At 68.2% G+C, this 20,445-nt stretch carries 26 protein-coding genes; 6 read left to right on the top strand and 20 right to left on the bottom strand.

The annotated features are described in order from the left end of the window. The first annotated feature begins 47 nt into the window (after positions 1-47). The gene (locus KV203_RS04180; RefSeq protein WP_157079736.1) at positions 48-770 is read left to right on the top strand and encodes a hypothetical protein; all 723 of its coding nucleotides are present in this window, start codon (positions 48-50) and stop codon (positions 768-770) included. Between the two features lie 19 nt (positions 771-789). On the opposite strand, the gene truA is transcribed toward KV203_RS04180, so the two are convergent. The 8 genes from truA to infA all read right to left on the bottom strand — a co-directional run bounded on the left by truA (position 790) and on the right by infA (position 5,416). Further along, on the bottom strand, positions 790-1,605 hold the full coding sequence (gene truA, locus KV203_RS04175; RefSeq protein ID WP_066468628.1) for a tRNA pseudouridine(38-40) synthase TruA: 816 nt from the start codon (positions 1,603-1,605) through the stop codon (positions 790-792). Between the two features lie 78 nt (positions 1,606-1,683). Beyond that, on the bottom strand, positions 1,684-2,199 hold the full coding sequence (gene rplQ, locus KV203_RS04170; protein WP_066468630.1) for a 50S ribosomal protein L17: 516 nt from the start codon (positions 2,197-2,199) through the stop codon (positions 1,684-1,686). Between the two features lie 34 nt (positions 2,200-2,233). Continuing rightward, entirely contained in the window at positions 2,234-3,298 is a 1,065-nt protein-coding gene (locus KV203_RS04165) for a DNA-directed RNA polymerase subunit alpha (RefSeq protein ID WP_066468632.1), read from the bottom strand. A 73-nt stretch (positions 3,299-3,371) separates the two neighbouring features. After that, complete coding sequence (gene rpsD / locus KV203_RS04160) at positions 3,372-3,977, bottom strand: 30S ribosomal protein S4 (protein WP_066468633.1); 606 nt, start codon at positions 3,975-3,977, stop codon at positions 3,372-3,374. A gap of 17 nt (positions 3,978-3,994) precedes the next feature. Further along, complete coding sequence (rpsK, locus tag KV203_RS04155) at positions 3,995-4,408, bottom strand: 30S ribosomal protein S11 (protein WP_066468634.1); 414 nt, start codon at positions 4,406-4,408, stop codon at positions 3,995-3,997. Positions 4,409-4,411: 3 nt separating this feature from the next. Continuing rightward, the gene (gene rpsM, locus KV203_RS04150; RefSeq protein ID WP_066468635.1) at positions 4,412-4,783 is read right to left on the bottom strand and encodes a 30S ribosomal protein S13; all 372 of its coding nucleotides are present in this window, start codon (positions 4,781-4,783) and stop codon (positions 4,412-4,414) included. A 183-nt stretch (positions 4,784-4,966) separates the two neighbouring features. Continuing rightward, on the bottom strand, positions 4,967-5,080 hold the full coding sequence (rpmJ, locus tag KV203_RS04145) for a 50S ribosomal protein L36 (RefSeq protein ID WP_024332746.1): 114 nt from the start codon (positions 5,078-5,080) through the stop codon (positions 4,967-4,969). Between the two features lie 114 nt (positions 5,081-5,194). Continuing rightward, complete coding sequence (gene infA / locus KV203_RS04140) at positions 5,195-5,416, bottom strand: translation initiation factor IF-1 (protein WP_003418601.1); 222 nt, start codon at positions 5,414-5,416, stop codon at positions 5,195-5,197. Between the two features lie 179 nt (positions 5,417-5,595). Between infA and dtd the strand changes: the two genes are divergently transcribed. Continuing rightward, positions 5,596-6,027, top strand: a complete 432-nt coding sequence (gene dtd, locus KV203_RS04135) for a D-aminoacyl-tRNA deacylase (protein WP_066468637.1) — start codon at positions 5,596-5,598, stop codon at positions 6,025-6,027. A gap of 70 nt (positions 6,028-6,097) precedes the next feature. Next, positions 6,098-7,249, top strand: a complete 1,152-nt coding sequence (locus KV203_RS04130) for a MinD/ParA family ATP-binding protein (protein ID WP_066468639.1) — start codon at positions 6,098-6,100, stop codon at positions 7,247-7,249. Between the two features lie 7 nt (positions 7,250-7,256). Here KV203_RS04130 and map read toward each other — a convergent pair whose 3' ends face one another. From map to KV203_RS04075, 11 genes are all read right to left on the bottom strand, one after another. Then, positions 7,257-8,060: a type I methionyl aminopeptidase gene (gene map / locus KV203_RS04125; RefSeq protein ID WP_066468801.1), complete on the bottom strand. Its 804-nt coding sequence runs from the start codon at positions 8,058-8,060 to the stop codon at positions 7,257-7,259. A 23-nt stretch (positions 8,061-8,083) separates the two neighbouring features. Beyond that, complete coding sequence (locus KV203_RS04120) at positions 8,084-8,632, bottom strand: adenylate kinase (RefSeq protein WP_066468641.1); 549 nt, start codon at positions 8,630-8,632, stop codon at positions 8,084-8,086. Beyond that, a complete protein-coding gene (secY, locus tag KV203_RS04115) occupies positions 8,629-9,951 on the bottom strand; it encodes a preprotein translocase subunit SecY (RefSeq protein ID WP_066468643.1) in 1,323 nt (440 codons plus the stop codon). The genes KV203_RS04120 and secY overlap by 4 nt, the downstream gene beginning before the upstream one ends. A 141-nt stretch (positions 9,952-10,092) precedes the next feature. After that, on the bottom strand, positions 10,093-10,557 hold the full coding sequence (rplO, locus tag KV203_RS04110) for a 50S ribosomal protein L15 (protein ID WP_066468645.1): 465 nt from the start codon (positions 10,555-10,557) through the stop codon (positions 10,093-10,095). Beyond that, complete coding sequence (rpmD, locus tag KV203_RS04105; RefSeq protein WP_066468647.1) at positions 10,554-10,754, bottom strand: 50S ribosomal protein L30; 201 nt, start codon at positions 10,752-10,754, stop codon at positions 10,554-10,556. Before rpmD ends, rplO begins: the two co-directional genes overlap by 4 nt. A 2-nt stretch (positions 10,755-10,756) precedes the next feature. Next, positions 10,757-11,419 (bottom strand): 30S ribosomal protein S5, encoded by a 663-nt coding sequence (gene rpsE / locus KV203_RS04100; RefSeq protein ID WP_066468649.1) that lies wholly within the window; start codon positions 11,417-11,419, stop codon positions 10,757-10,759. A gap of 61 nt (positions 11,420-11,480) precedes the next feature. Beyond that, positions 11,481-11,900: a 50S ribosomal protein L18 gene (gene rplR, locus KV203_RS04095; protein ID WP_083529909.1), complete on the bottom strand. Its 420-nt coding sequence runs from the start codon at positions 11,898-11,900 to the stop codon at positions 11,481-11,483. A 3-nt stretch (positions 11,901-11,903) separates the two neighbouring features. After that, positions 11,904-12,443, bottom strand: a complete 540-nt coding sequence (rplF, locus tag KV203_RS04090; protein ID WP_066468650.1) for a 50S ribosomal protein L6 — start codon at positions 12,441-12,443, stop codon at positions 11,904-11,906. A gap of 12 nt (positions 12,444-12,455) precedes the next feature. Next, complete coding sequence (gene rpsH / locus KV203_RS04085) at positions 12,456-12,854, bottom strand: 30S ribosomal protein S8 (RefSeq protein WP_066468652.1); 399 nt, start codon at positions 12,852-12,854, stop codon at positions 12,456-12,458. Positions 12,855-13,162: 308 nt separating this feature from the next. Then, positions 13,163-14,866 carry an NAD-binding protein gene (locus KV203_RS04080; RefSeq protein ID WP_066468654.1) on the bottom strand — a complete coding sequence of 568 codons (1,704 nt, stop codon included), beginning with the start codon at positions 14,864-14,866 and terminating at the stop codon, positions 13,163-13,165. A 51-nt stretch (positions 14,867-14,917) separates the two neighbouring features. Continuing rightward, a complete protein-coding gene (locus KV203_RS04075; protein ID WP_066468655.1) occupies positions 14,918-15,565 on the bottom strand; it encodes a GNAT family N-acetyltransferase in 648 nt (215 codons plus the stop codon). 235 nt (positions 15,566-15,800) lie between these two features. Between KV203_RS04075 and KV203_RS04070 the strand changes: the two genes are divergently transcribed. The 3 genes from KV203_RS04070 (at position 15,801) to KV203_RS04060 (ending at position 18,995) form a co-directional block, all read left to right on the top strand. Then, complete coding sequence (locus KV203_RS04070; RefSeq protein ID WP_066468656.1) at positions 15,801-16,760, top strand: ATP-binding cassette domain-containing protein; 960 nt, start codon at positions 15,801-15,803, stop codon at positions 16,758-16,760. Then, entirely contained in the window at positions 16,757-17,593 is an 837-nt protein-coding gene (locus KV203_RS04065) for an ABC transporter permease (RefSeq protein ID WP_066468657.1), read from the top strand. Before KV203_RS04070 ends, KV203_RS04065 begins: the two co-directional genes overlap by 4 nt. Before the next feature lie 88 nt (positions 17,594-17,681). Further along, the gene (locus tag KV203_RS04060) at positions 17,682-18,995 is read left to right on the top strand and encodes an AIM24 family protein (protein ID WP_066468658.1); all 1,314 of its coding nucleotides are present in this window, start codon (positions 17,682-17,684) and stop codon (positions 18,993-18,995) included. Here KV203_RS04060 and KV203_RS04055 read toward each other — a convergent pair whose 3' ends face one another. Continuing rightward, positions 18,996-20,336 (bottom strand): cytochrome P450, encoded by a 1,341-nt coding sequence (locus KV203_RS04055; protein WP_066468660.1) that lies wholly within the window; start codon positions 20,334-20,336, stop codon positions 18,996-18,998. Between the last annotated feature and the right edge of the window lie 109 nt (positions 20,337-20,445).

The raw sequence follows: 20,445 nt of genomic DNA, 5'->3' as shown, positions 1-20,445 counted from the left end.
CAGTGATAACAGTCACATTTTGCTCGTATCCGCCCGAGGAGGCCGCGATGAGCACCCGAACACCACCGGTCGTCCCGTCTCCGGGTCTGTCGTCGACCCGCTGTCAGACCCGGCCCCGGTTACGTCCGGCCGGGCCCGCGCGGACCGGGCCCTCGCCCACCGGCCTCGCTCCGGCACGGCTGCGGGCCAACTGTCGCCTGGCCCTGCCGCCGCAGGTGTGGGCACGGCTGTGCCGGCTCGCCGGACCGACCGTCGAATGGTGGGCCGACCGCAACCCCGGATCGGTCACCGGCTACCCGCACGCGGCGATGCTCGGACGCCGTGGCCTGGCGGTCGCCGACCCGATCGGATTCGATCCGGCGGCCCTGGCCTACACGTTGACCTGTTATCGACTGGCCGAGGCGGTTTCCCACGACATAACGCACCGGCCGGAACCGGATACCGCACCGGAGCCGATGCGGTACGCGCCGTTCATCGGGCTCGTCCCGACCCATCAGGAGTTGCTGGCGCAGCTCCCGACCCAGGCGGGATACCTGCTGCAGCGGCCGTTCGTCGATGCGTCGGTGCACCGGTGCCAGTGGCACTTCGAGGATGTGGGCGAGGCCTGCCGGATGTTCATGGTGCACCTGGCCGATGCCGAGCGGGTCACCGTCGCCTACGGCGTCCGGACCGTCCCACCCGGGCATACCCCGGCGACCGCGCATTGGGCCCTGCGGGTGTGTATCGCGGCGGTCGCCGACCGCGACACGGCGATGATCGCCTTCCGCTGACCCGGAACTCGACCGAAACTCAGGTCCCGCAGCAGCCGTCGGCGGCCGCCACCCGCACGGCGCGGGTGGTGCGGTTGCGAGCGGCCAGCTCCGCCGGCTCGGGGTAATCCACCCCGACCAGACTGAGCCCGTGCGCGGCGGCGACGGTCACCGCACTGGATCGGCTGCGCTCGGTCAACAGGCCGGCCGGCCAATCCGGGGTGCGCCGGCCGTACCCGACGGCGAGTACCGCGCCGACCAGGCTGCGCACCATCGACCAACAGAACGCATCGGCGGATACTGCGGCGGTCAGCCGGGCGCCGTCGGCTCGCCAGTCGAAGCGTTGGAGCTCGCGGACCGTGCTGGCGCCCTCGCGGTGCCGACAGAACGCGGCGAAGTCGTGCAGGCCCAGCAGTCCGGTCGACGCGGCGCGCATCGCGGCCAGGTCCGGGCCGGGCCGAACGCCGACCACGTGCCGGCGCTCGAACGGGTCGGCGCCGTGGACGGCGGTGGTCAGCCGGTAGACGTAGTGCCGGCGCAGCGCGGAGAAGCGGGCGTCGAACTCCGCCGGCGCGAACGTGATCGCCGTGACCCGGACATCGCCGGGCAGCAATCGGGACAGTCGGCGGAGCAGACCGGCCGGGTCGTCGAACGCTGCGACCTCGGCATGGGCCACCTGACCCTCGGCATGCACTCCGGCGTCGGTGCGCCCGGCGACGGTCAGCTGCACCGGCTCGCGCAGTACCAGACTCAGGTTCTGCTCCAACACGCCCTGCACCGTGCGCAACCCGGGCTGGGTTGCCCAGCCCCGGAAGTCGGTGCCGTCGTAGGCGATGTCGAACCGTAACCGGGTCATGCTGCCGGCCGCACCGACACCGACGCCGCCGCCCGGCGGGGGTAACCGCTGGGCGACGGCGACAAGGTGGGTGCCGGCCTACTTGTCGGCGGGATCACCGGCCGGGGCATCCGCCTCGGTAGCCCGCTCCGGCACCGCAGCCTCGTCCGCCTGCGGCGGATCCACCGGCTGCTGCTCGGCCGCCTTCCGCTTCGACGCTGCGGCGCGGGTGGCCCGGCTCGCGTCGCTGGAGACCGTCGGCTCCTGCACCAGCTCGATGATCGCCATCGGGGCGTTGTCGCCCTTGCGCGGGACCGTCTTGAGGATTCGGGTGTACCCGCCCTGCCGATCGGCGAAGCCGGGCCCGATCTCGGCGAACAGCTTGTGCACCACGTCCTTGTCCCGGATCACCTTGAGCACCTCACGCCGATGCGCGAGGGTGCCCGCCTTGGCGTGGGTGACCAGCTTCTCCGCGTACGGACGCAGGATCTTCGCCTTGGTCTCGGTGGTCGTGATGCGCTCGTGGGAGAACAGCGCCGTCGCCAGGTTGGCGAGAATCGCCTTCTGGTGCGACGCCGACCCGCCGAGACGGGCCCCCTTCTTGGGCTTGGGCATTGTTCCTACTCCATGTTTTCCGGTTGCGACGGGACTAGAGCTGCTCGGTCTCGGCGAAATCCTGGTCGTTGTTGTCGGAGTCGCCGAACGACCCCGCGGCATCGTCGTTCCAGGTGCCGGTGGCCGAGTCGTAGCCGACCACGAACGACGGATCGAACGACGCCGGGCTGTCCTTCAGCGACAGGCCCAGCGAATGCAATTTGACCTTGACCTCGTCGATCGATTTCTGGCCGAAGTTGCGGATGTCCAACAGGTCCGACTCGGTGCGACCGACCAGCTCGCCGACGGTGTGCACACCTTCCCGCTTGAGGCAGTTGTACGACCGCACGGTGAGGTCGAGATCCTCGATCGGCAGCGCGAACGCGGCGATGTGGTCTGCCTCGGCCGGCGACGGCCCGATCTCGATTCCCTCGGCTTCGATGTTCAGCTCCCGGGCCAGCCCGAACAGCTCCACCAGGGTCTTGCCGGCCGAGGCCAGCGCGTCCCGCGCGGTGATCGAATTCTTGGTTTCGACATCGAGGATCAGCCGGTCGAAGTCGGTCCGCTGCTCGACACGGGTGGCCTCCACCTTGTAGGTCACCTTCAGCACCGGCGAGTAGATCGAATCCACCGGAATCCGACCGATCTCGGCGCCGGACGCCTTGTTCTGCACCGCCGGCACGTAGCCACGACCGCGCTCGACGACGAGCTCGATCTCCAGCTTGCCCTTGTCGTTCAGGGTCGCGATGTGCAGGCCGGGATTGTGCACGGTGACCCCGGCCGGCGGCACGATGTCGCCCGCGGTGACCGAACCCGGCCCCTGCTTACGGACGTACATGGTCACCGGCTCGTCCTCGTCCGAGCTCACGACCAGGCTCTTCAGGTTCAGGATGATGTCGGTGACATCCTCCTTGACCCCCGGCACGGTGGTGAACTCGTGCAAGACCCCGTCGATCCGGATGCTGGTGACCGCCGCGCCCGGAATGGACGACAACAAGGTCCGCCGCAGCGAATTGCCGAGCGTGTAACCGAAGCCCGGCTCCAACGGCTCGATGGTGAACTTCGAACGATTCTCCGCCAGCACCTCTTCGCCGAGGGTCGGCCGCTGAGAAATCAGCATGTGTTTCTACTTCCTTTCGACGCCCACTATTTGACGTCTTCGGGGCTACTCGGGACGACGCCCCGAGGGCGGACTACTTGCTGTAGTACTCCACGATCAGCTGCTCCTGCAGCGGCACGTCGATCTGCGCCCGTTCCGGCAGCTGGTGCACCAGGATCCGCAGCCGGCCCGGCACGACCTGCAACCAGCCCGGCACCGGCCGGTCGCCCTGGGTCTCCCGGGCGATCTGGAACGGCAGCGTGGCCAGCGACTTGTCCCGGACATCGACGATGTCGTACTGGGAAACCCGATAGCTGGGCACGTCCACCTTCACCCCGTTCACGGTGAAGTGGCCGTGGCTGACCAGCTGGCGGGCCTGTCGCCGGGTCCGGGCCAGACCGGCCCGGTAGACGACGTTGTCCAGCCGCGACTCGAGCAGCCGCAGCAGGTTCTCGCCGGTCTTGCCCTTCTGCCGGTTCGCCTCCTGGTAGTACCGGCTGAACTGCTTCTCCATGACGCCGTAGGTGAAGCGAGCCTTCTGCTTCTCCTGCAGCTGCAGCAGGTATTCGCTCTCCTTGATCCGCGCCCGGCCATGCTGACCGGGGGGGTAGGGGCGCCGCTCGAAGGCGGAGTCGCCGCCGACCAGGTCGACGCGCAGCCGCCGCGACTTGCGGGTGATGGGTCCGGTGTAACGAGCCATGTCTTCTCTTCCCTCCCCTAGACCCGGCGCCGCTTCGGCGGACGGCAGCCGTTGTGCGGCTGGGGCGTGACATCGGAGATCGTGCCGACCTCGAGGCCGGCGGCCTGCAGCGACCGGATCGCGGTTTCCCGGCCGGAGCCCGGGCCCTTGACGAACACGTCGACCTTCTTCACCCCGTGCTCCTGCGCCTTGCGCGCGGCGTTCTCGGCGGCGAGCTGCGCGGCGAACGGGGTCGACTTGCGCGACCCCTTGAAACCGACGTGGCCCGACGACGCCCAGGAGATGACGTTGCCGGCCGGATCGGTGATCGACACGATCGTGTTGTTGAACGTGCTCTTGATGTGCGCGTTGCCGTGCGGAACGTTCTTCTTGTCCCGGCGACGCGACTTGACGGACTTCTTCGGGCCCGAGGCCCGCGACTTCGGCGGCATGGGTTACTTCTTCTTTCCGGCGACGGTGCGCTTGGGGCCCTTGCGGGTACGCGCGTTGGTCTTCGTGCGCTGGCCGCGCACCGGCAGCCCGCGACGATGCCGCAGACCCTGGTAGCAGCCGATCTCGATCTTGCGGCGGATGTCCGCCTGCACCTCGCGACGCAGGTCACCCTCGACCTTGAGATCCGAGCCCTCGATGTAGTCGCGAAGCTTGGTCAGATCGTCGTCGGAAAGATCCTTGGAGCGCAGATCCGGGCTCACGCCGGTGGCGCCGAGGATCTCGGTAGCCCGGGTACGGCCGATGCCGTAGATATAGGTCAGCGCGATCTCCATGCGCTTTTCGCGCGGAAGATCGACACCCATGAGACGTGCCATCTGGCGATGTCCTTATCGGTTGTCGGAGGTCTGCTCCTGGCCCGTCCCCCGTGTGGGGCCCCGGCCTCCGGTCCGGGGGTGTGTCGGGTGCGAATCACCCGGCTGGTCTCAGGAGGTTTTCTGCTCGGTCCGGCCGAGCGATTCAGTTGTCGTGTCTCGTTCGCACCCGCACGGCGGGCGCGATCAGCCCTGCCGCTGCTTGTGCCGCAGGTTCTCGCAGATCACCATGACCCGCCCGTTGCGGCGGATCACCTTGCACTTCTCACAGATCGGCTTGACCGATGGGTTGACCTTCACGAGCCCTCCCGGGGCGGAGCCCCCCTTCAGGAGGGCTCGGGTGTCGATGCGGCCCACGCCAGGCGCGGTCCACGCTGTTGATCTTCTGGGTCTCGGGGCACAGCTCCCGAGGGCCTACTTGTAGCGGTAGACGATCCGGCCACGGGACAGGTCGTACGGCGACAGCTCCACGACCACCCGGTCTTCGGGAAGGATACGGATGTAGTGCTGACGCATCTTGCCGCTGATGTGCGCTAACACCTTGTGTCCGTTCTCCAGCTCGATGCGGAACATCGCATTCGGCAGGGGTTCGACCACTCGGCCCTCGACCTCGATGGCCCCGTCCTTCTTCGCCATATCCTCCGCGATCCCGGTCGTCACCGACCTGGTTTGATACTTGCCTTACTGCCTGGATGAGACCGGCGCGCACTCGCAGGCACGCCGACAACCGGCACGCCGAACGCACCGCCACCCTACTTTACTCTCCGATACCGCTGCGGACCAACTCACGCCGCAGATCCGGCAGAGTGTGCCGAATGCGGATTGTGGTCCAACGAGTCAGCAGCGCATCGGTCGAGGTAGCCGGCGTGACGGTCGGCCGGATCGATCCGGCCGGGCAGGGCCTGCTCGCCCTCGTCGGCGTCACCCACAGCGACGATGCCGCGATCGCCGCGCGGCTCGCCCGCAAGTTGTGGACCATGCGCATCCTGGACGGCGAGCGGTCGGCGGCCGACCTCGATGCCCCGATCCTGGTAGTCAGCCAGTTCACCTTGTATGCCGACACCCGCAAGGGTCGACGACCGTCCTGGCAGGACGCCGCTCCGGGCTCGGTTGCCGAACCGCTCCTCGCTGCCTTCGTCGCCGCGCTGCGCGACCTCGGTGCAACGGTGGCCACCGGGAGCTTCGGCGCGCACATGCGGGTGCAGCTGATCAACGACGGGCCGGTCACCCTCGTGCTGGAGGCCTGAGCACAACCGATCGGCGCGGCCTCCGGCTAGACTGACCGGTCAAGTCCTGCGCGGGCGCTGAGGGGGTTGGATGGACCGCGATCGGAGCGGCATATCGGTACCGCCGCGGCAGCCGGCTCCGTCGATACCGCCGCGGCAGCCGGCTCCGGCGTTCATCGAGAAGATCCGCCGGGACGAGTCGACCGGATCGCTGGAGCGGATGGCGACCGATCCGATGATCCCGACCAGGATACCCACGATCGCCCACCCGCAGCCTGTCGGCGAACCCGCCGCTATGCCTGTCCCGGGGACCACCCCGGACCCGGTGCATACCCCCCACGTCGCCCGGCGACCGCCGTACACCGGGTGGCGGCGGGCGGTGCATCACATGTCCGCGGGCGCGATCGACCCAGGCCGATCGACCGACGATCTCTATCACGAGTCCTTGCTGGACCGGATCCGGCAACCGCTCGGCAGCGACTATCGGATCGCGGTGCTCTCGCTCAAGGGTGGGGTCGGCAAGACCACGACGACGGTCGGGCTGGGGTCGGCGTTCGCCGCCGAGCGCGACGACCGGGTGATCGCGGTGGACGCCAACCCCGATCTGGGCACGCTGACCCAGCGGATTCCGGCCCGCACCGGATCGACCGTCCGCGACCTGCTCCGCGGCGGGCCTTACCAGTACTATTCCCAGGTCCGGGCCTACACCGCGCAGGCGGCGACCGGCCTGGAAGTGCTCGGCGGCGAACGCGACCCGGCCATCTCCGAAGCGTTCGACGAGACCGAATATCGCGATGTGATCGGGCTGCTGCAGCGGTTCTACAACATCATCCTGACCGACTGCGGGACCGGCCTGATGCACTCCGCGATGCGCGGCACGCTCGGGGTATCGCACACGCTGGTGCTGGTGTCGTCGCCGGCCCTCGACGGTGCCCGCAGCGCGGCAGCCACCCTGGATTGGTTGGAGCTGCACGGCTACGCGCACCTGATCCGACATGCCGTGGTGGTGATCAGCTCGGCTCGCCCGGGTAACCCGAACATCCATATCGAGCAACTACGGCGCTACTTCCTCGGCCGCTGTCGCGCGGTGCACGTGATCCCGTTCGACTGGCACCTGTGCGTCGGCGACGGCATCGATCCGGTGGCGATGCATCCGCGGACCCGGCGCGCCTACCTGGAACTGGCGGCAACGATCGCCGACGACTTCACCGCCGGTCTGTCCCGCTACGCCAAGCTCCGATAGCGAGCGCTCAATCCGCCGGCCGGGCGGTGAGTATCCGCGGCCCGTCGGCGGTCACCGCCACGGTGTGTTCCCAATGCGCGGCCCGGCTACCGTCCGCGGTGACGACCGTCCATTCGTCGGCGAGAATCTCGGTCTTCGTGGAGCCGTGGGTCAGCATCGGCTCGATCGCCAGCACCGAGCCCACCACCAACTGCTGCCCACGGCCGGGCGCACCTTCGTTGGCCAGGTACGGCTCCAGATGCATCTCCCGGCCGATCCCGTGCCCGCCGTAGCCCTCCACGATCCCGTAACTACGACCGTGCTCGCGTTCCGCCGCACGGGTGCCCTGCTCGATCGCGTGCGACACGTCGCCGAGCCGGTTCCCCGGCACCATCGCTGCAATACCGGACTCCATCGAGCCCCGGGTGGCCGCGCTGAGCAGGGTGTCCGCTTCGGTGATCGCACCGATCCCGAAGGTCCACGCCGAATCGCCGTGCCAACCGTCGAGGATGGCGCCGCAATCCACCGAGAGCAGATCCCCTTCCTGCAGCACCTCGGCTGCGGTCGGGATGCCGTGTACCACCCGGTCGTTCACCGAGGCGCAGATCGACGCGGGAAACCCGTGGTATCCCTTGAACGACGGCACCGCCCCGGCATCCCGGATCACCTGCTCGGCGATCCGATCCAAGTCGAGCGTCGACATTCCGGGCCGGGCCAGCTCTCGGGTGGCGACCAGCGCCCGCCCGACGATCGCCCCGGCGGCGGCCATCGCGTCGAGCTCACCGGCGGTCCGAAACGGCACTACCTTGCGTCGCCGCCGGAACGCCTGCATGGTTCGCATCGCCTTTCGCCCGGTCAGCGTCCGAGCGCCCGCATCGCGCGCTCGCTGACCTCGTCGACCGAGCCGACCCCGTCGACCGTGACCACCAGGCCGTCGTAATGATCGAGCAGCGGCTCGGTCTCGTCGCGGTACACCTTGAGCCGGTTCCGGATGACCTCTTCGTTGTCGTCGACCCGGCCACGACTCAGCATCCGCTGCACCACCACCTCTTCGGCGACGACGAAGCAGAGCACGACATCGAGTTTCGCGTTCAGGTCCTCGGCGAGCATCCGCTCCAGCGCTTCGGCCTGATCCACGGTGCGCGGGTAACCGTCGAGCACGAACCCGTCGCCCGCATCCGTCTCGTTCACCCGCGCCTCGACCATCCGATTGGTCAGCTCACTGGGTACCAGGTCGCCGGCATCGGTGTACTTCTGCGCTTCGACACCCAGGTCGGTCTGCTGCGAAATGTTCGCCCGGAACAGATCGCCGGTCGAGATGTGCGGCACCCCCAGCCGCTCGGCGAGCAGAACAGCCTGGGTCCCCTTGCCGGCACCGGGCGGTCCGAGGAGGACGATCCTCATTTCAAGAACCCTTCGTAGTTTCGGTTCATCAATTGGCTCTCGATCGCCTTCACCGTATCGAGGCCGACGCTCACCATGATCAAGACCGCGGTACCACCGAACGGCAGATTTTGCGCTCCACCGGAGGCACCGAGGTCGAGGAACAGGTTGGGCAGGACGGCCACCGCACCGAGATAGATCGAGCCGGGCAGGGTGATCCGGCTCAATACGTAACTCAGATAGTCGGCAGTGGGTCGACCCGGCCGGTAGCCGGGGATGAACCCGCCGTATTTCTTCATCTCGTCGGCTCGTTCTTCAGGGTTGAACGAGATCGCGACGTAGAAGTAGGTGAAGAAGACGATGAGCCCGAAGTAGATCGCGATGTAGACCGGATTACCAGGGTTCACCAGGTACTGCTGGACGATCTTCTGCCACCAGCTGGGGTCCACGGCGTTGCTGGACGACGTCAGTTGGACGATCAGATTGGGCAGGTACAGCAGCGAGGACGCGAAGATGACCGGGATGACGCCGGCTTGGTTCACCTTCAGCGGCAGGTAGGTCGACGAGCCGCCGTACATCTTGCGGCCGACGACCCGCTTGGCATATTGCACCGGAATGCGGCGCTGACCTTGCTCGACGAACACCACGAAGACGACGATCAGGAACGCGGCGCCGCAGACCATGGCGAACACCAGCGGGCCCCGACTGTCCAGGATCGCCTTACCTTCGCCGGGGATGCGTGCCGCGATACCGGCGAAGATCAGCAGCGACATGCCGTTGCCGACGCCGCGCTCGGTGATCAGCTCGCCGAACCACATCACCAATGCGGCGCCGGCGGTCATCACCAGCACGATGATCACCATGCCGAACACGCTGTTGTCGGCGATGATGTCGCGGTCGCAGCCGCGTAGCAGCTGACCACGGGACGCCAGCGCGACCAGACCGGTCGCCTGCAACACCGACAGCGCCACCGACAGGTAGCGGGTGTACTGCGTCATCTTGGTCTGGCCGGATTGGCCTTCTTTACGCAGCTCCTCGAACCGTGGAATCACCACGGTGAGCAGCTGCACGATGATGCTCGCGGTGATGTACGGCATGATGCCGATCGCGAACACCGACAACTGCAGCAGCGCGCCGCCGGAGAACAGGTTGATCAGCTGGTAGATACCGGCCGAGTCGCCACCGGAGACCTGATCGATGCAGTATTTGACGTTTCCGTAGTCGACACCCGGCGAGGGCAGCGTGGCGCCCATCCGATACAGCGCGATCAGCCCGAGGGCGATGAGGATCTTCCGCCGCAGATCGGGGGTCCGCAGGGCCGACACGAAGGCGGAAAGCACTAATCCTCCTGACGGGCGGACGCGGTCATAACCCCCACCCGCGGTTCAGCGGTACGTACGGCGAACAACTTCAGCACTTTAACAGCGGCGCTCGAGCCGACCGTGCCGGGCAACCCGTGATGCCCGGCACAGCCGATCGAGTCAGGCCGACTTCGAGGTTTCGGCCGAGGTGAGCGTGACGGTCCCACCGGCAGCGGCAATCTTCTCCTTGGCCGAGCCGGAGAACTTGTCCGCGGTCACCTGTACAGCGACCCCGATCTTGCCTTCACCGAGCACCTTCACCAGCTGGTTCTTGCGCACTGCACCCTTGGCGACCAGATCGGCAACGCCGATCGTGCCCCCCTCCGGGAACAGCTCGGCGATCGCACCGACGTTGACCACCTGGTACTCGGTGCGGAACCGGTTGTTGAAGCCCTTCAGCTTGGGCAGCCGCATGTGCAGCGGCATCTGCCCACCCTCGAAGGCGGCCGGCACGTTCTTGCGCGCCTTGGTGCCCTTGGTGCCGCGACCCGCGGTCTTGCCCTTGGACCCCTCACCGCGACCGACGCGAGTCTTCTCGGTCTTCGCGCCCGGAGCCGGGCGCAGGTGATGCAGCTTGATCGTCATTGTGCGGCTTCCTTCGTCTGGACCGGCTCGACCGTGACGAGGTGGCGGACCGCGTTGATCAGACCACGATTGTCCGCAGTGTCCTCCCGGACCACCGACTGCCGGATCTTGCGCAAGCCGAGCGTGCGCAGGCTCGCGCGCTGATTCTGCTTGGCACCGATGGTGCTCTTGATCTGGGTCACCTTGAGTTGCGCCATGATCAGACTCCGTTCCGTGCGTAGGCGCTGTCGGCCCGGGCACGCAGCATCGCGGCCGGAGCCACGTCCTCGATCGGCAGGCCGCGGCGGGCCGCGACCTCTTCCGGCCGCTGCAGCATCTTCAGCGCGGCGACCGTGGCGTGCACCACGTTGATCGCGTTGTCGCTGCCCAGCGACTTGGCCAGGATGTCGTGGATCCCGGCGCATTCCAGCACCGCGCGGGCGGCACCACCGGCGATCACGCCGGTACCCGGCGACGCCGGACGCAGCATGACCACACCGGCCGCTGCCTCGCCCTGCACCGGGTGGGTGATGGTGGAGCCGATCATCGGCACCCGGAAGAACGCCTTGCGCGCCTCTTCCACACCCTTCTGGATGGCCGCCGGAACTTCCTTGGCCTTGCCGTAGCCGACCCCGACCATCCCGTTGCCGTCGCCGACGATCACCAGGGCGGTGAAGCTGAATCGCCGACCGCCCTTGACCACCTTGGAGACGCGGTTGATCGCGACGACCCGCTCCAGCTGGTTCTTCTCCTGGTCGCGACCACCACCACGCGAATCGCGCCGGTCGTTGTTACGCCCGTCGCGACCGCCGCGGCCGTCGTTGCTCTGTCCATTCGCTCCGGCGGGTCCGTTGCCGCCGTCACGCCGTTGACGTCCCGGCATCAAACGTTCCTTCCGTTGAAGCTGACCCTGTATTGAATTTTCGCTCCGCGGGCTGCACTCATCAGAACTTCAGCCCACCTTCGCGAGCGGCATCGGCCAACGCGGCGATTCGGCCGTGATAGCCGTGCCCGCCGTGGTCGAACACCACGGTGTCCACCCCGGCGGCCTTGGCCCGCTCGGCGATCCGGGTGCCCACCTTGGCGCTCAGCGACTTCTTGTCGCCGTCCGCGCCGCGCAGGTCGGCCTCGATCGTGGAGGCGGCCGCCAGGGTGTGCCCGGCCAGGTCGTCGATCAGCTGCACGTGGATGTGCCGCGCCGAGCGGTTCACCACCAGGCGGGGCCGCTGCGCGGTGCCGGACACCTTCTTGCGCAGCCGCAGGTGCCGACGCGTCTTGGCGCGCCGGCGGGCGGTGGAGGCGTCGGTGCCCAGCGGAATCCGCTTGGCCTTCTGATTCTCGGTCCGAGTCGATTTCTCAGCCATGGCCTACTTACCCGTCTTTCCGACCTTGCGGCGGATCTGCTCGCCCGCGTACCGCACGCCCTTGCCCTTGTACGGGTCCGGGCGGCGCAGCCGGCGGATGTTCGCCGAAATCTGCCCGACCTGCTGCTTGTCGATGCCGGAGACGGAGAACTTGGTCGGCGACTCGACCTGGAAAGTGATGCCTTCGGGCGCCTCGATCGGGACCGGGTGGCTGTAGCCGAGCGCGAACTCGAGGTTTTGCCCCTTGAGCGCGACGCGGTAGCCGACGCCGTAGATCTCCATCTTGGTGGTGTAGCCCTCGGTGACCCCGATGATCTGGTTCTGCACCAGAGTCCGGGTGAGCCCGTGCAGCGAGCGGTTGCGCCGCTCGTCGTCCGGCCGGGACACGACCAGCGTGCCGTCCTCGTCCCGGGCGATCGTGATCGGCTCGGCGACGGTCAGCCCGAGAGTGCCCTTGGGGCCCTTCACGGTGATGTCCTGCCCGTCGATGGCAACGTCGACGCCAGCCGGAACGGTGATCGGTTTCTTACCGATGCGCGACATGTCGGTCCTCCCTCACCAGACGTAGGCGAGGACTTCCCCGCCTACGCCCTTCTGCTTGGCCTGCCGGTCGGTGAGCAGGCCCTGGGACGTGGAGATGATCGCCACGCCCAGGCCACCCAGGACCTTGGGAAGGTTGGTCGACTTCGCGTACACCCGCAGGCCGGGCTTGGACACCCGGCGGACGCCGGCGAGGCTGCGCTCGCGGCTGGGGCCGTACTTCAGATCGACGATGAGAGTCTTGCCGACTTCGGCATCCTCGGTGCGGTAGCTGGCGATGTAGCCCTCGCGCTTGAGGATCTCGGCGATATTCGCCTTCAGCTTGCTGTGCGGCAGCTTCACCTCGTCGTGGTACGCCGAGTTGGCGTTGCGCAGACGAGTCAAGAAGTCCGCAATCGGATCGGTCATGGTCATAGGTCGACCTCGACACCTTTCTCGCCGCGGTTCCCATGCAGCACCCCGCCTCGACGGCAGCGATGGTGGGCCTACAGCAATTCGGCTGGTCCGCCCGGCTGACGCCGGACGGCATGAGTTCGCGTCACCCGGGCATGCAGAACTGCAAGCACAGCAGACCCTCGGGCAACCGCCATAGTCTAGGCATCGGCATCGGATCGGCCAAATCGCCCACTCGGCCGAACGAACGAATCCACCGGCTACGGTCCGCACGGATCACGATCCGTCCTGGATCTACCGGAGCTGTGGCGCCGGATCGTGTATCGCTGTCAGGTACCGCGCTCGACCGCGGCCGGCGCCTGCCCTTGTCGCAACGTCGCGAGCAGTTCGCGGTACGGCCCGACCAGGTAGGCGGTGTCCCCGGCCGCGAGCGCGGTATCCCGCCGCGGATGGAGATCGATGGCGCCGTCGCTCCGGGCGATCGCGATCACCCGGGTGCGGGTGGCCAGGTCGAGCATTCGGATTCCGGCCAGCTCGCTGCCCGGCTCGACCCGCACCCCGCCCACCATGAAGGAGCGCTGCCCGACCGAGAAGGTGCCGAATACCTGCAGCCCGAGCGCCGCACCGATGAACCAGGGCGCGGCCAGCTCCACGGTGGATCGCACGTTCTCGAAGCCGAACCGCGCCGCGACCGCCGCGCCCAGGGTCCGATCGAAGATCCGCAGCACCACCGGCACACCGGGAGATTCGGCCGACCGGGCCCAGCGCGCCCCCAGCGTTTCGCGCAGCACGATGCCGATCTCGATGTTCACCATGTCGTGCTGGGTCAGCACCGCCACTGCGCTCGCGCTGCCGACCCGAGCGTCGTCCAGGGTGCGGCGCAAGGTCGCGTCGCCGACGATCACCGGAACGCCGAGCTCGGCGGCCGACGACCGGAACCGGTTGTCGGGGTCGCGCTCGACGGCCACCACCTGGTGACCGGCCGCGCGTAGATCGGCGATCACCCGAATCCCGAACGAACCCAGGCCGACCACGATCACATGGCCGGACAGGTACCGCACCTGCCGTCGCGCCGCCGATTCCGCCAGTCGGCGGGACAGCAGCAGGTCGGCGACGAACGCCATCAACACCGCGGTCGTCGTCACCCCGGCAAACATCAGCCCGATCGAGAACAGCCGCAGCCAGGTGGGTTGATCGGCAAAGCTGAAGTCGCCGTAGCCGACCGTCGCGATGGTCTCGGTGGAGAAGTACAACGCATCGACGATGCTCATCCCCGGCTTGTGGTACGCGACCCGCAACAGCACCGTCGCGAAGATCAGCAGGGCCAGCGACACCGCCATCGCCTTGTAGAAGGTCGGGTTGATGTCGGCTTTGATCCCGCGCAGTCCGTCCGACAGCCGCCGGCGCAGCGGTGCGCGAGCCGCGCCGCCCGGCCGCGGCGCCGGGTCGACCGCGATGCCCCGCGCCCGCAACTCGTCCGGCCCGCCGATCATCGCGACCCGGTCGCCCGGCTGGACCCGCTGGTCCCGACCCGGGCAGATGGTGACCACGCCCGGTGTCGCCGACCCCGGACCCTGCACCACGGCAACCGGCGCGAGGTCGCCGTAGACCGCGCGCAACGTCGCGGCGCGCGGGGCGTCGGCGCCGGCGACCACGAACTGCATCCCGGCCGCCCGGATCGGGTGCGCGGTCCGCGCCAGGCAGGCCTCGACCACCAGCGGTGCGACCAGTTCCGCGACGTCGAGCACCGCCCCCGGCCCGTTGCCGGCCGCAACCGCCTTGCGCAGCACCTCGTTCGCCAGCCGGCACACCACCCGTACCCGGGCGTTGTGTTCCCGGGCGAGCAGCGAGATCTCCAGGTTCACCGCATCGTCGGGACCGGCGCACACCACCGCGCCGGCCGAGGCGATCCCCGCGACGCTCAGCTCGGCGCTGGCGTCGATCCGGACCACCTCGGTGCCGCTGGCCAGCAACTCCTCGGCGATCCGCTGCGCCAGCGCGTCGTCACCGGAAACGATCACATGGCCGGGCATGCGAGCAGGGTAAAGCTCCGGTCCCGAACGTGGGTGCGACGACGGTCCGGCTCAGGAGGGCGAGCGAACCACCAGCACGGTCCCGGGGAACTCCCGGGCGAACTCGTCGCGAGCGTGTTTGATCACCGCGGTGCCGAAGCCCTGCTTACGCCGCTCCGGGTCGATCCAGATCGCGACGTCGACCTCGCCACTGCCGATCTCACCGAAGACCAGCCCGACTGTCGAACCGGACGTTTCCTCCGCGACGAACCACGCCGCCGTCTCTTCCTCGATCCGGGACAACACCTGGGCCCGCTCGGCCGCCACCCGATCGGCATCCCAGTCCGGGTACTGGTCGGCGCACCGCCGGCCGAACACGTCACGGTCGTCGGCGGTGAACACCCGCAGCTCTACGGTGCGTCCGGTGCTGGCCGGGCGGTCCCGGGCGGTCCACTCCAGGCGCTGATCCAGATCGTCCAGTTCGGCCTGCGTCTTGCGCCGCTCGTCCTTGGTGAGCCGACCGAAGGTCATGCCGAGCACCGCCTGGGCGTGGTCGGGGTCGGCGTCGAGCAATGTCGCGATCGCGGCGGTCGCCTCGTCCCGGTCGGCCGCGTCGACGATCGCGTCGAGTACCTCGTGCCGGCGCTCCAGCGCTCGAACGAGCACGGCGGTCAGTTCCCGACGATCCTGGATACGGTCCTGCGCGGTCGTTGAAGTCATGGGTCCATGCTTATCGAACGTGGCCCCCGCGCGCATCCCGAACGACCGGTCCCGGTCGGAAAATATGCGCGCGGCTCGGTCCGCCGACCGAATCGTCCGGCGCGGAATTCCAACGTTGTGATCACGACCGGGCCGGACACCGACCGGTCGGCAAGCAGCTCCGATACAGTCGCCGACGTCCACGACGAAGAGCTACCTACCTGGTTCCACGAATCCGGTTCTGAAGGGCAGGCGGATGCTCGCCATCGAAACCAACGGCCTGGTAAAGCGCTTCGGCCGCCACGTCGCGGTGGACGGCGTCGATCTCCAGGTCCCGGCGGGATGCGTGTACGGCCTGCTCGGGCCGAACGGCGCCGGCAAGACGACGACCATTCGGATGCTGGCAACCCTGCTGCCGATCGACGGGGGGTACGCGCGCGTCCTCGGCCACGACGTCGCCGTCGACGCCGCCGCCGTTCGGGCGAAGGTGGCGCTCACCGGTCAGTTCGCCTCGCTGGACGAGGACCTGACCGGAACCGAGAACCTGGTCCTGCTGGCCCGGCTCAACGGATACTCCTGGGCGGCAGCGCGGACCCGAGCGGCCCACCTGCTGACCGCGTTCGACCTGACCGACGCCGGCAACCGCTACGTCAAGAACTACTCCGGTGGGATGCGCCGGCGAATGGACATCGCCGCCAGCATCGTCGTCACTCCGGAACTGATCTTTTTGGACGAACCGACGACCGGACTGGATCCACGCAGCCGCAATCAGGTCTGGGAGATCGTGCGCGCACTGGTCGCCAACGGCACGACCGTGCTGCTGACCACACAGTATCTGGACGAAGCGGATCAGCTGGCGGCTCGAATCGCAGTGATCGACCACGGCCGGGTGATCGCCGAGGGGACGCCCGGGGAGCTCAAGGCATCGGTCGGCGCCGGGGCGCTGCACGTCCGCGTGGCCGATCCGGACCAGCGGGAGACCGCGATGAACGTGTTGTCGCGGGCGCTGGGCATCCCGGTGATGCCCGAATCGGACCCCGCGGCGATGACCGCTCGACTCGACGATCTGACCGTGGCAGCGCGGGCGTTACCGGCGCTGAATACCGCCCAGATCGCGGTGACCAGCTTCGCCCTGGGCCGGCCCAGCCTCGACGAGGTCTTCCTGGCGTTGACCGGCCGGCCCACCGCCGACGACACCGAGCCGAGCACCCGGTGACCGCGACCGCGGATCGGCCGATCGCGCCGTCGACGATTGCCGACGTGCTGCGGCACAACGAGGCGCGGCCCCGGCCACCGTCCGCGTGGTCGGCCTCGCTGACCTTCACCTGGCGAGCGCTACTCAAGATCAAACACGTGCCGGAGCAATTGCTCGACGTCACTCTGACTCCGATCAGCTTCACCCTGGTATTCACCTACCTCTTCGGCGGTGCCATCGCCGGGTCGCCGACCGACTACGTGCAGTACCTGCTTCCGGGCATCCTCACCCAGACGATGGTGATGATGTCGATGTACGCCGGGATAACGTTGAACAAGGACATGAGCAAAGGGGTGTTCGATCGGTTCCGATCGCTGCCGATCTGGCGCGCGGCCCCGATGGTCGGCGCCTTGGTCGGCGATCTGTGCCGGTACACCATCGCCCTCGTGGTGACCGTAGCGGTCGGGCTGCTCGTCGGATTCCGGCCACACGGCGGCCTGCTCGGAGTCGTGGCAGGAGCACTGCTGGTGATGGTATTCGCATTCAGCCTGTCCTGGGTGTGGACCACGATCGGGATGCTGATGCGCACCGAGCAGGCGGTGCTCGGGACCAGCATGCTGATCATGTTCCCCCTCGCCTTCACCAGCAATATCCTGGTCGAGCCACAGACCATGCCGGGCTGGTTGCGGACCGCCGCCGAGGTCAACCCGGTCAGCCATCTGGCGACGGCAACCCGCGGCCTGATGCAGAACACCCTGGAACTCGATCAGCTGGCGATCGTGCTCGGGTGGAGCGCCGGTCTGGTCATCGTGTTCGCCCCGCTGACCATGCGGTTGTACGGCCGCCGGACCTGAACGCCCGAGCTGCACGACGGCACGTTGCGCCGGCCCGTGGCACGCGCCGGCCGGCCGGGCGAGCACGATCGGCTGGCAGACTGGAGGAGTGCGCAGCCTGGCCCGTGGGGAGAACTGTCCGGCACCGAGCGAACAGCTGACGGTCGGTGTGCGATGCGCGGCCCCGCTGGATGTGTCCGCGCTGCTGCTCGGTCGGGACGGGCGGGTCCGTTCCGACACCGATCTCGTGTTCTTCAACAACCCGGTCGGTCCCGGCGTCTCCTACCACCACGGGCGGGGGCAGGGCGACGTCGTCGAGATCGACACCCGAGCGATCCCGGCCGACGTCGATACCGTCGCGGTGACCGCCAGCCTGGACGGATCGGGACCGCCTACCTTCGCGAACGCCGGCGCACTGGTCGCCACGGTCGGCCCGCTGAGCTTCGAGATCACCGGGCTGACCAGCGAGTCGGCGGTGGTGTGCGTCGAAATCTACCGGCGGGACGCGGCCTGGAAGGTGCGCGCGGTCGGCCAGGGTTTCGACGACGGCCTGGCCGGGATCGCCACCGCTTTCGGCATCGACGTCGACGCCGAGCCGGAACCGTCACCAGCGCCGGTGGGTCCACCGCCGGGCGTCACCCCGGTGGTACCGCCACCGCCGCCACCGACCGGAGGAGCCAGTGCGATGCACAGTGACCTGTTCAGCCCGACCCACGCAGAAGTAGCCGGCCTCGGCATCCAGAAGCAGGGCAGCAAGATGGCCCGCGTCGGGTTGCAGGGCGAGGTCCTCGTCCGAGCCGGCTCGATGGTCGCCTACCAGGGCGAGATGCGGTTCCAGGCGCTCGGCGCCGGCGGCATCGGCCGCGCCATCCGGCAACACCTGTCCGGCGAGGGGGTGCCGCTGATGAAGGTGAGCGGGCACGGCGACCTGTTCGTCGCCAACGCGGCCGCCGAGGTGCATCTGATCGATCTGGACGGCAGCGACGGGCTGACGATCAACGGCGCCAACGTGCTCTGCTTCGAGCCGACCCTGTCCTACGAGATCGGCCGGGTCCGCGGCGCCGCTGCAGCGGGCAACGCGGGTCTGTTCAACTGTGTCTTCACCGGCCGCGGCCGGATCGCGATCACCACCGAAGGCGCCCCGGTCGTGCTGAACGTCGACCAACCGACCTATGCCGACCCGCAGGCCGCGGTGGCGTGGTCGTCCAGCCTGCAGGTAGGCCGGAAAGCCAACGACTCGTTCAATCTGGGGACGCTCATGGGCCGCAGCACCGGCGAACGGTTCACCCTGTCGTTTTCCGGCCGCGGCTTCGTCATCGTGCAGCCGTCCGAGCAGCCACCCGGCGGCCTGATCGCCGGTGCGGGTGCGGGCCAGCAGGCGGGCGTCGGCGGCAGTGCCCTGGGCGGGATCCTCGGCCGCTGATCAGACCTTCCGCCGGTGCAGCACTACCCGCCCGCCGTCCCCGGGGACGTAGGCGACGCCGCGACTGTGCACCTTCTCGTCCGGTGCGGTATCGGTCTCCAGGTGGAAGCGCTGCAAAACGGTGCGCAGCACGACGTCCATCTCGGTGTTCGCGAACGCCGCACCGATGCAGCGGCGGGTGCCGCCACCGAACGGAACCCACGCGAAGGTCGGCGGCTTGCTGTCGACGAACCGATGCGGATCGAACCGCTCGGGATTCGGAAAGATATCGGCGTTCTCGTGCAGGTCGGCGATGCTGACGATGATCGAACTGCCGTGCGGAATCCGCCACTCCCCCAGGTCGAAATGTGTCGCCGCCACATGGCGACCGGCGAAGTCGATCACTGTCCGCGCCCGCTGCAGTTCCAGAATCGTCGCCTGCCGGAAGTCCCGGCCACCGGCGTCGACCTCGGCGACCAGTTCGGCAAGAACTGCGGGGTGCCGGCGAAGTCGCTCGAATGCCCAACTCAGGGACGACGCCGTCGTCTCATGCCCGGCGCCGAGCAAGGTCAGCAGCTCGTCGGCGACATCCCGGCGCGACATCGTCGAACCGTCGTCGTAGCGGCTGCGTAACAGCAAGGCGAGGATGTCGGTGCGCTCGTCGAGCTCGGGATCGGCCTGCGCCTTGTCGATCAACGCATCGACCACCCGGTCGAAGGTCTGGCGGAACTCCGCCAACCGGCCCCACGGGGAAAAACGGCTGGTCGGGAACGGTGGTTCGGGCAGCGTCGCTACCCGTGAACCGAGCGTGACCCAAGGCGGAATGATCCGACGCAACTCGTCGAGTTCGGCACCGTCGGCCCCGAACACGGTTCGCAGGATCACGTTCAGCGTGATCCGGTTCATCGGCTCCAACGTTCGGAGCTCGGTCCCGTCCACCCAGCCGGCCGACTCACGCACCGTCTCTTCCTCGATGACCTGCTCGTAGTTCTTGATGCTACGACCGTGGAACGGCGGACCCAGCAGCTTGCGGCGCTCGCGATGCGCACGTCCGTCGAGGGCGAACACGGAACCGGGTCCGAAAAGGCGACTCAAGCTCGGCCGGATGTTGACCAGGTCCTCGGCGTCGGCGGTGAATACCGCACGCACCAGCTCCGGGTCGGACATCACCACGGTGGAGCCGAAGACCGGGAGGTTCAGCGCGTACACCGGACCGTATCGATCACGCAACCGGCGCAGCGTGCGGCGACGAAAGCCGGCGAACATGAACCCCTGCACGAGCATCGGCAGCGGCGGGCGCGGCGGGCGCCGCCCGGGGCCCGACGTAGCACCTTGCGCACCGACTGCGACCGTTTCGGTCATGCCGCACCACTCCGTCCGACCAGCGGTACTACTGCGTACCGCGCTCCGTAGCTCTACGGTACTCCGCAGTACCATGAGTTGCCCAGCAACAGCGTGACCGCGGAGGCCA

The sequence above is a fragment of the Skermania piniformis genome (assembly GCF_019285775.1).
GTDB classification, from domain to species: domain Bacteria; phylum Actinomycetota; class Actinomycetes; order Mycobacteriales; family Mycobacteriaceae; genus Skermania; species Skermania pinensis.
Note: the sequence above shows the minus strand (reverse complement) of the source record. Positions and strands in the feature narration are given on the sequence as shown.

Excerpts from the sequence above, each read along its gene's own strand:
- KV203_RS04180 (WP_157079736.1), top strand. The coding sequence starts at position 48 with ATGAGCACCCGAACACCACCGGTCGTCCCGTCTCCGGGTCTGTCGTCG.
- truA (WP_066468628.1), bottom strand. The coding sequence starts at position 1,605 with ATGACCCGGTTACGGTTCGACATCGCCTACGACGGCACCGACTTCCGG.
- rplQ (WP_066468630.1), bottom strand. The coding sequence starts at position 2,199 with ATGCCCAAGCCCAAGAAGGGGGCCCGTCTCGGCGGGTCGGCGTCGCAC.
- KV203_RS04165 (WP_066468632.1), bottom strand. The coding sequence starts at position 3,298 with ATGCTGATTTCTCAGCGGCCGACCCTCGGCGAAGAGGTGCTGGCGGAG.
- rpsD (WP_066468633.1), bottom strand. The coding sequence starts at position 3,977 with ATGGCTCGTTACACCGGACCCATCACCCGCAAGTCGCGGCGGCTGCGC.
- rpsK (WP_066468634.1), bottom strand. The coding sequence starts at position 4,408 with ATGCCGCCGAAGTCGCGGGCCTCGGGCCCGAAGAAGTCCGTCAAGTCG.
- rpsM (WP_066468635.1), bottom strand. The coding sequence starts at position 4,783 with ATGGCACGTCTCATGGGTGTCGATCTTCCGCGCGAAAAGCGCATGGAG.
- infA (WP_003418601.1), bottom strand. The coding sequence starts at position 5,416 with ATGGCGAAGAAGGACGGGGCCATCGAGGTCGAGGGCCGAGTGGTCGAA.
- dtd (WP_066468637.1), top strand. The coding sequence starts at position 5,596 with ATGCGGATTGTGGTCCAACGAGTCAGCAGCGCATCGGTCGAGGTAGCC.
- KV203_RS04130 (WP_066468639.1), top strand. The coding sequence starts at position 6,098 with ATGGACCGCGATCGGAGCGGCATATCGGTACCGCCGCGGCAGCCGGCT.
- map (WP_066468801.1), bottom strand. The coding sequence starts at position 8,060 with ATGCAGGCGTTCCGGCGGCGACGCAAGGTAGTGCCGTTTCGGACCGCC.
- KV203_RS04120 (WP_066468641.1), bottom strand. The coding sequence starts at position 8,632 with ATGAGGATCGTCCTCCTCGGACCGCCCGGTGCCGGCAAGGGGACCCAG.
- rplO (WP_066468645.1), bottom strand. The coding sequence starts at position 10,557 with ATGACGATCAAGCTGCATCACCTGCGCCCGGCTCCGGGCGCGAAGACC.
- rpmD (WP_066468647.1), bottom strand. The coding sequence starts at position 10,754 with ATGGCGCAACTCAAGGTGACCCAGATCAAGAGCACCATCGGTGCCAAG.
- rpsE (WP_066468649.1), bottom strand. The coding sequence starts at position 11,419 with ATGCCGGGACGTCAACGGCGTGACGGCGGCAACGGACCCGCCGGAGCG.
- rplR (WP_083529909.1), bottom strand. The coding sequence starts at position 11,900 with ATGGCTGAGAAATCGACTCGGACCGAGAATCAGAAGGCCAAGCGGATT.
- rplF (WP_066468650.1), bottom strand. The coding sequence starts at position 12,443 with ATGTCGCGCATCGGTAAGAAACCGATCACCGTTCCGGCTGGCGTCGAC.
- rpsH (WP_066468652.1), bottom strand. The coding sequence starts at position 12,854 with ATGACCATGACCGATCCGATTGCGGACTTCTTGACTCGTCTGCGCAAC.
- KV203_RS04080 (WP_066468654.1), bottom strand. The coding sequence starts at position 14,866 with ATGCCCGGCCATGTGATCGTTTCCGGTGACGACGCGCTGGCGCAGCGG.
- KV203_RS04075 (WP_066468655.1), bottom strand. The coding sequence starts at position 15,565 with ATGACTTCAACGACCGCGCAGGACCGTATCCAGGATCGTCGGGAACTG.
- KV203_RS04070 (WP_066468656.1), top strand. The coding sequence starts at position 15,801 with ATGCTCGCCATCGAAACCAACGGCCTGGTAAAGCGCTTCGGCCGCCAC.
- KV203_RS04055 (WP_066468660.1), bottom strand. The coding sequence starts at position 20,336 with ATGACCGAAACGGTCGCAGTCGGTGCGCAAGGTGCTACGTCGGGCCCC.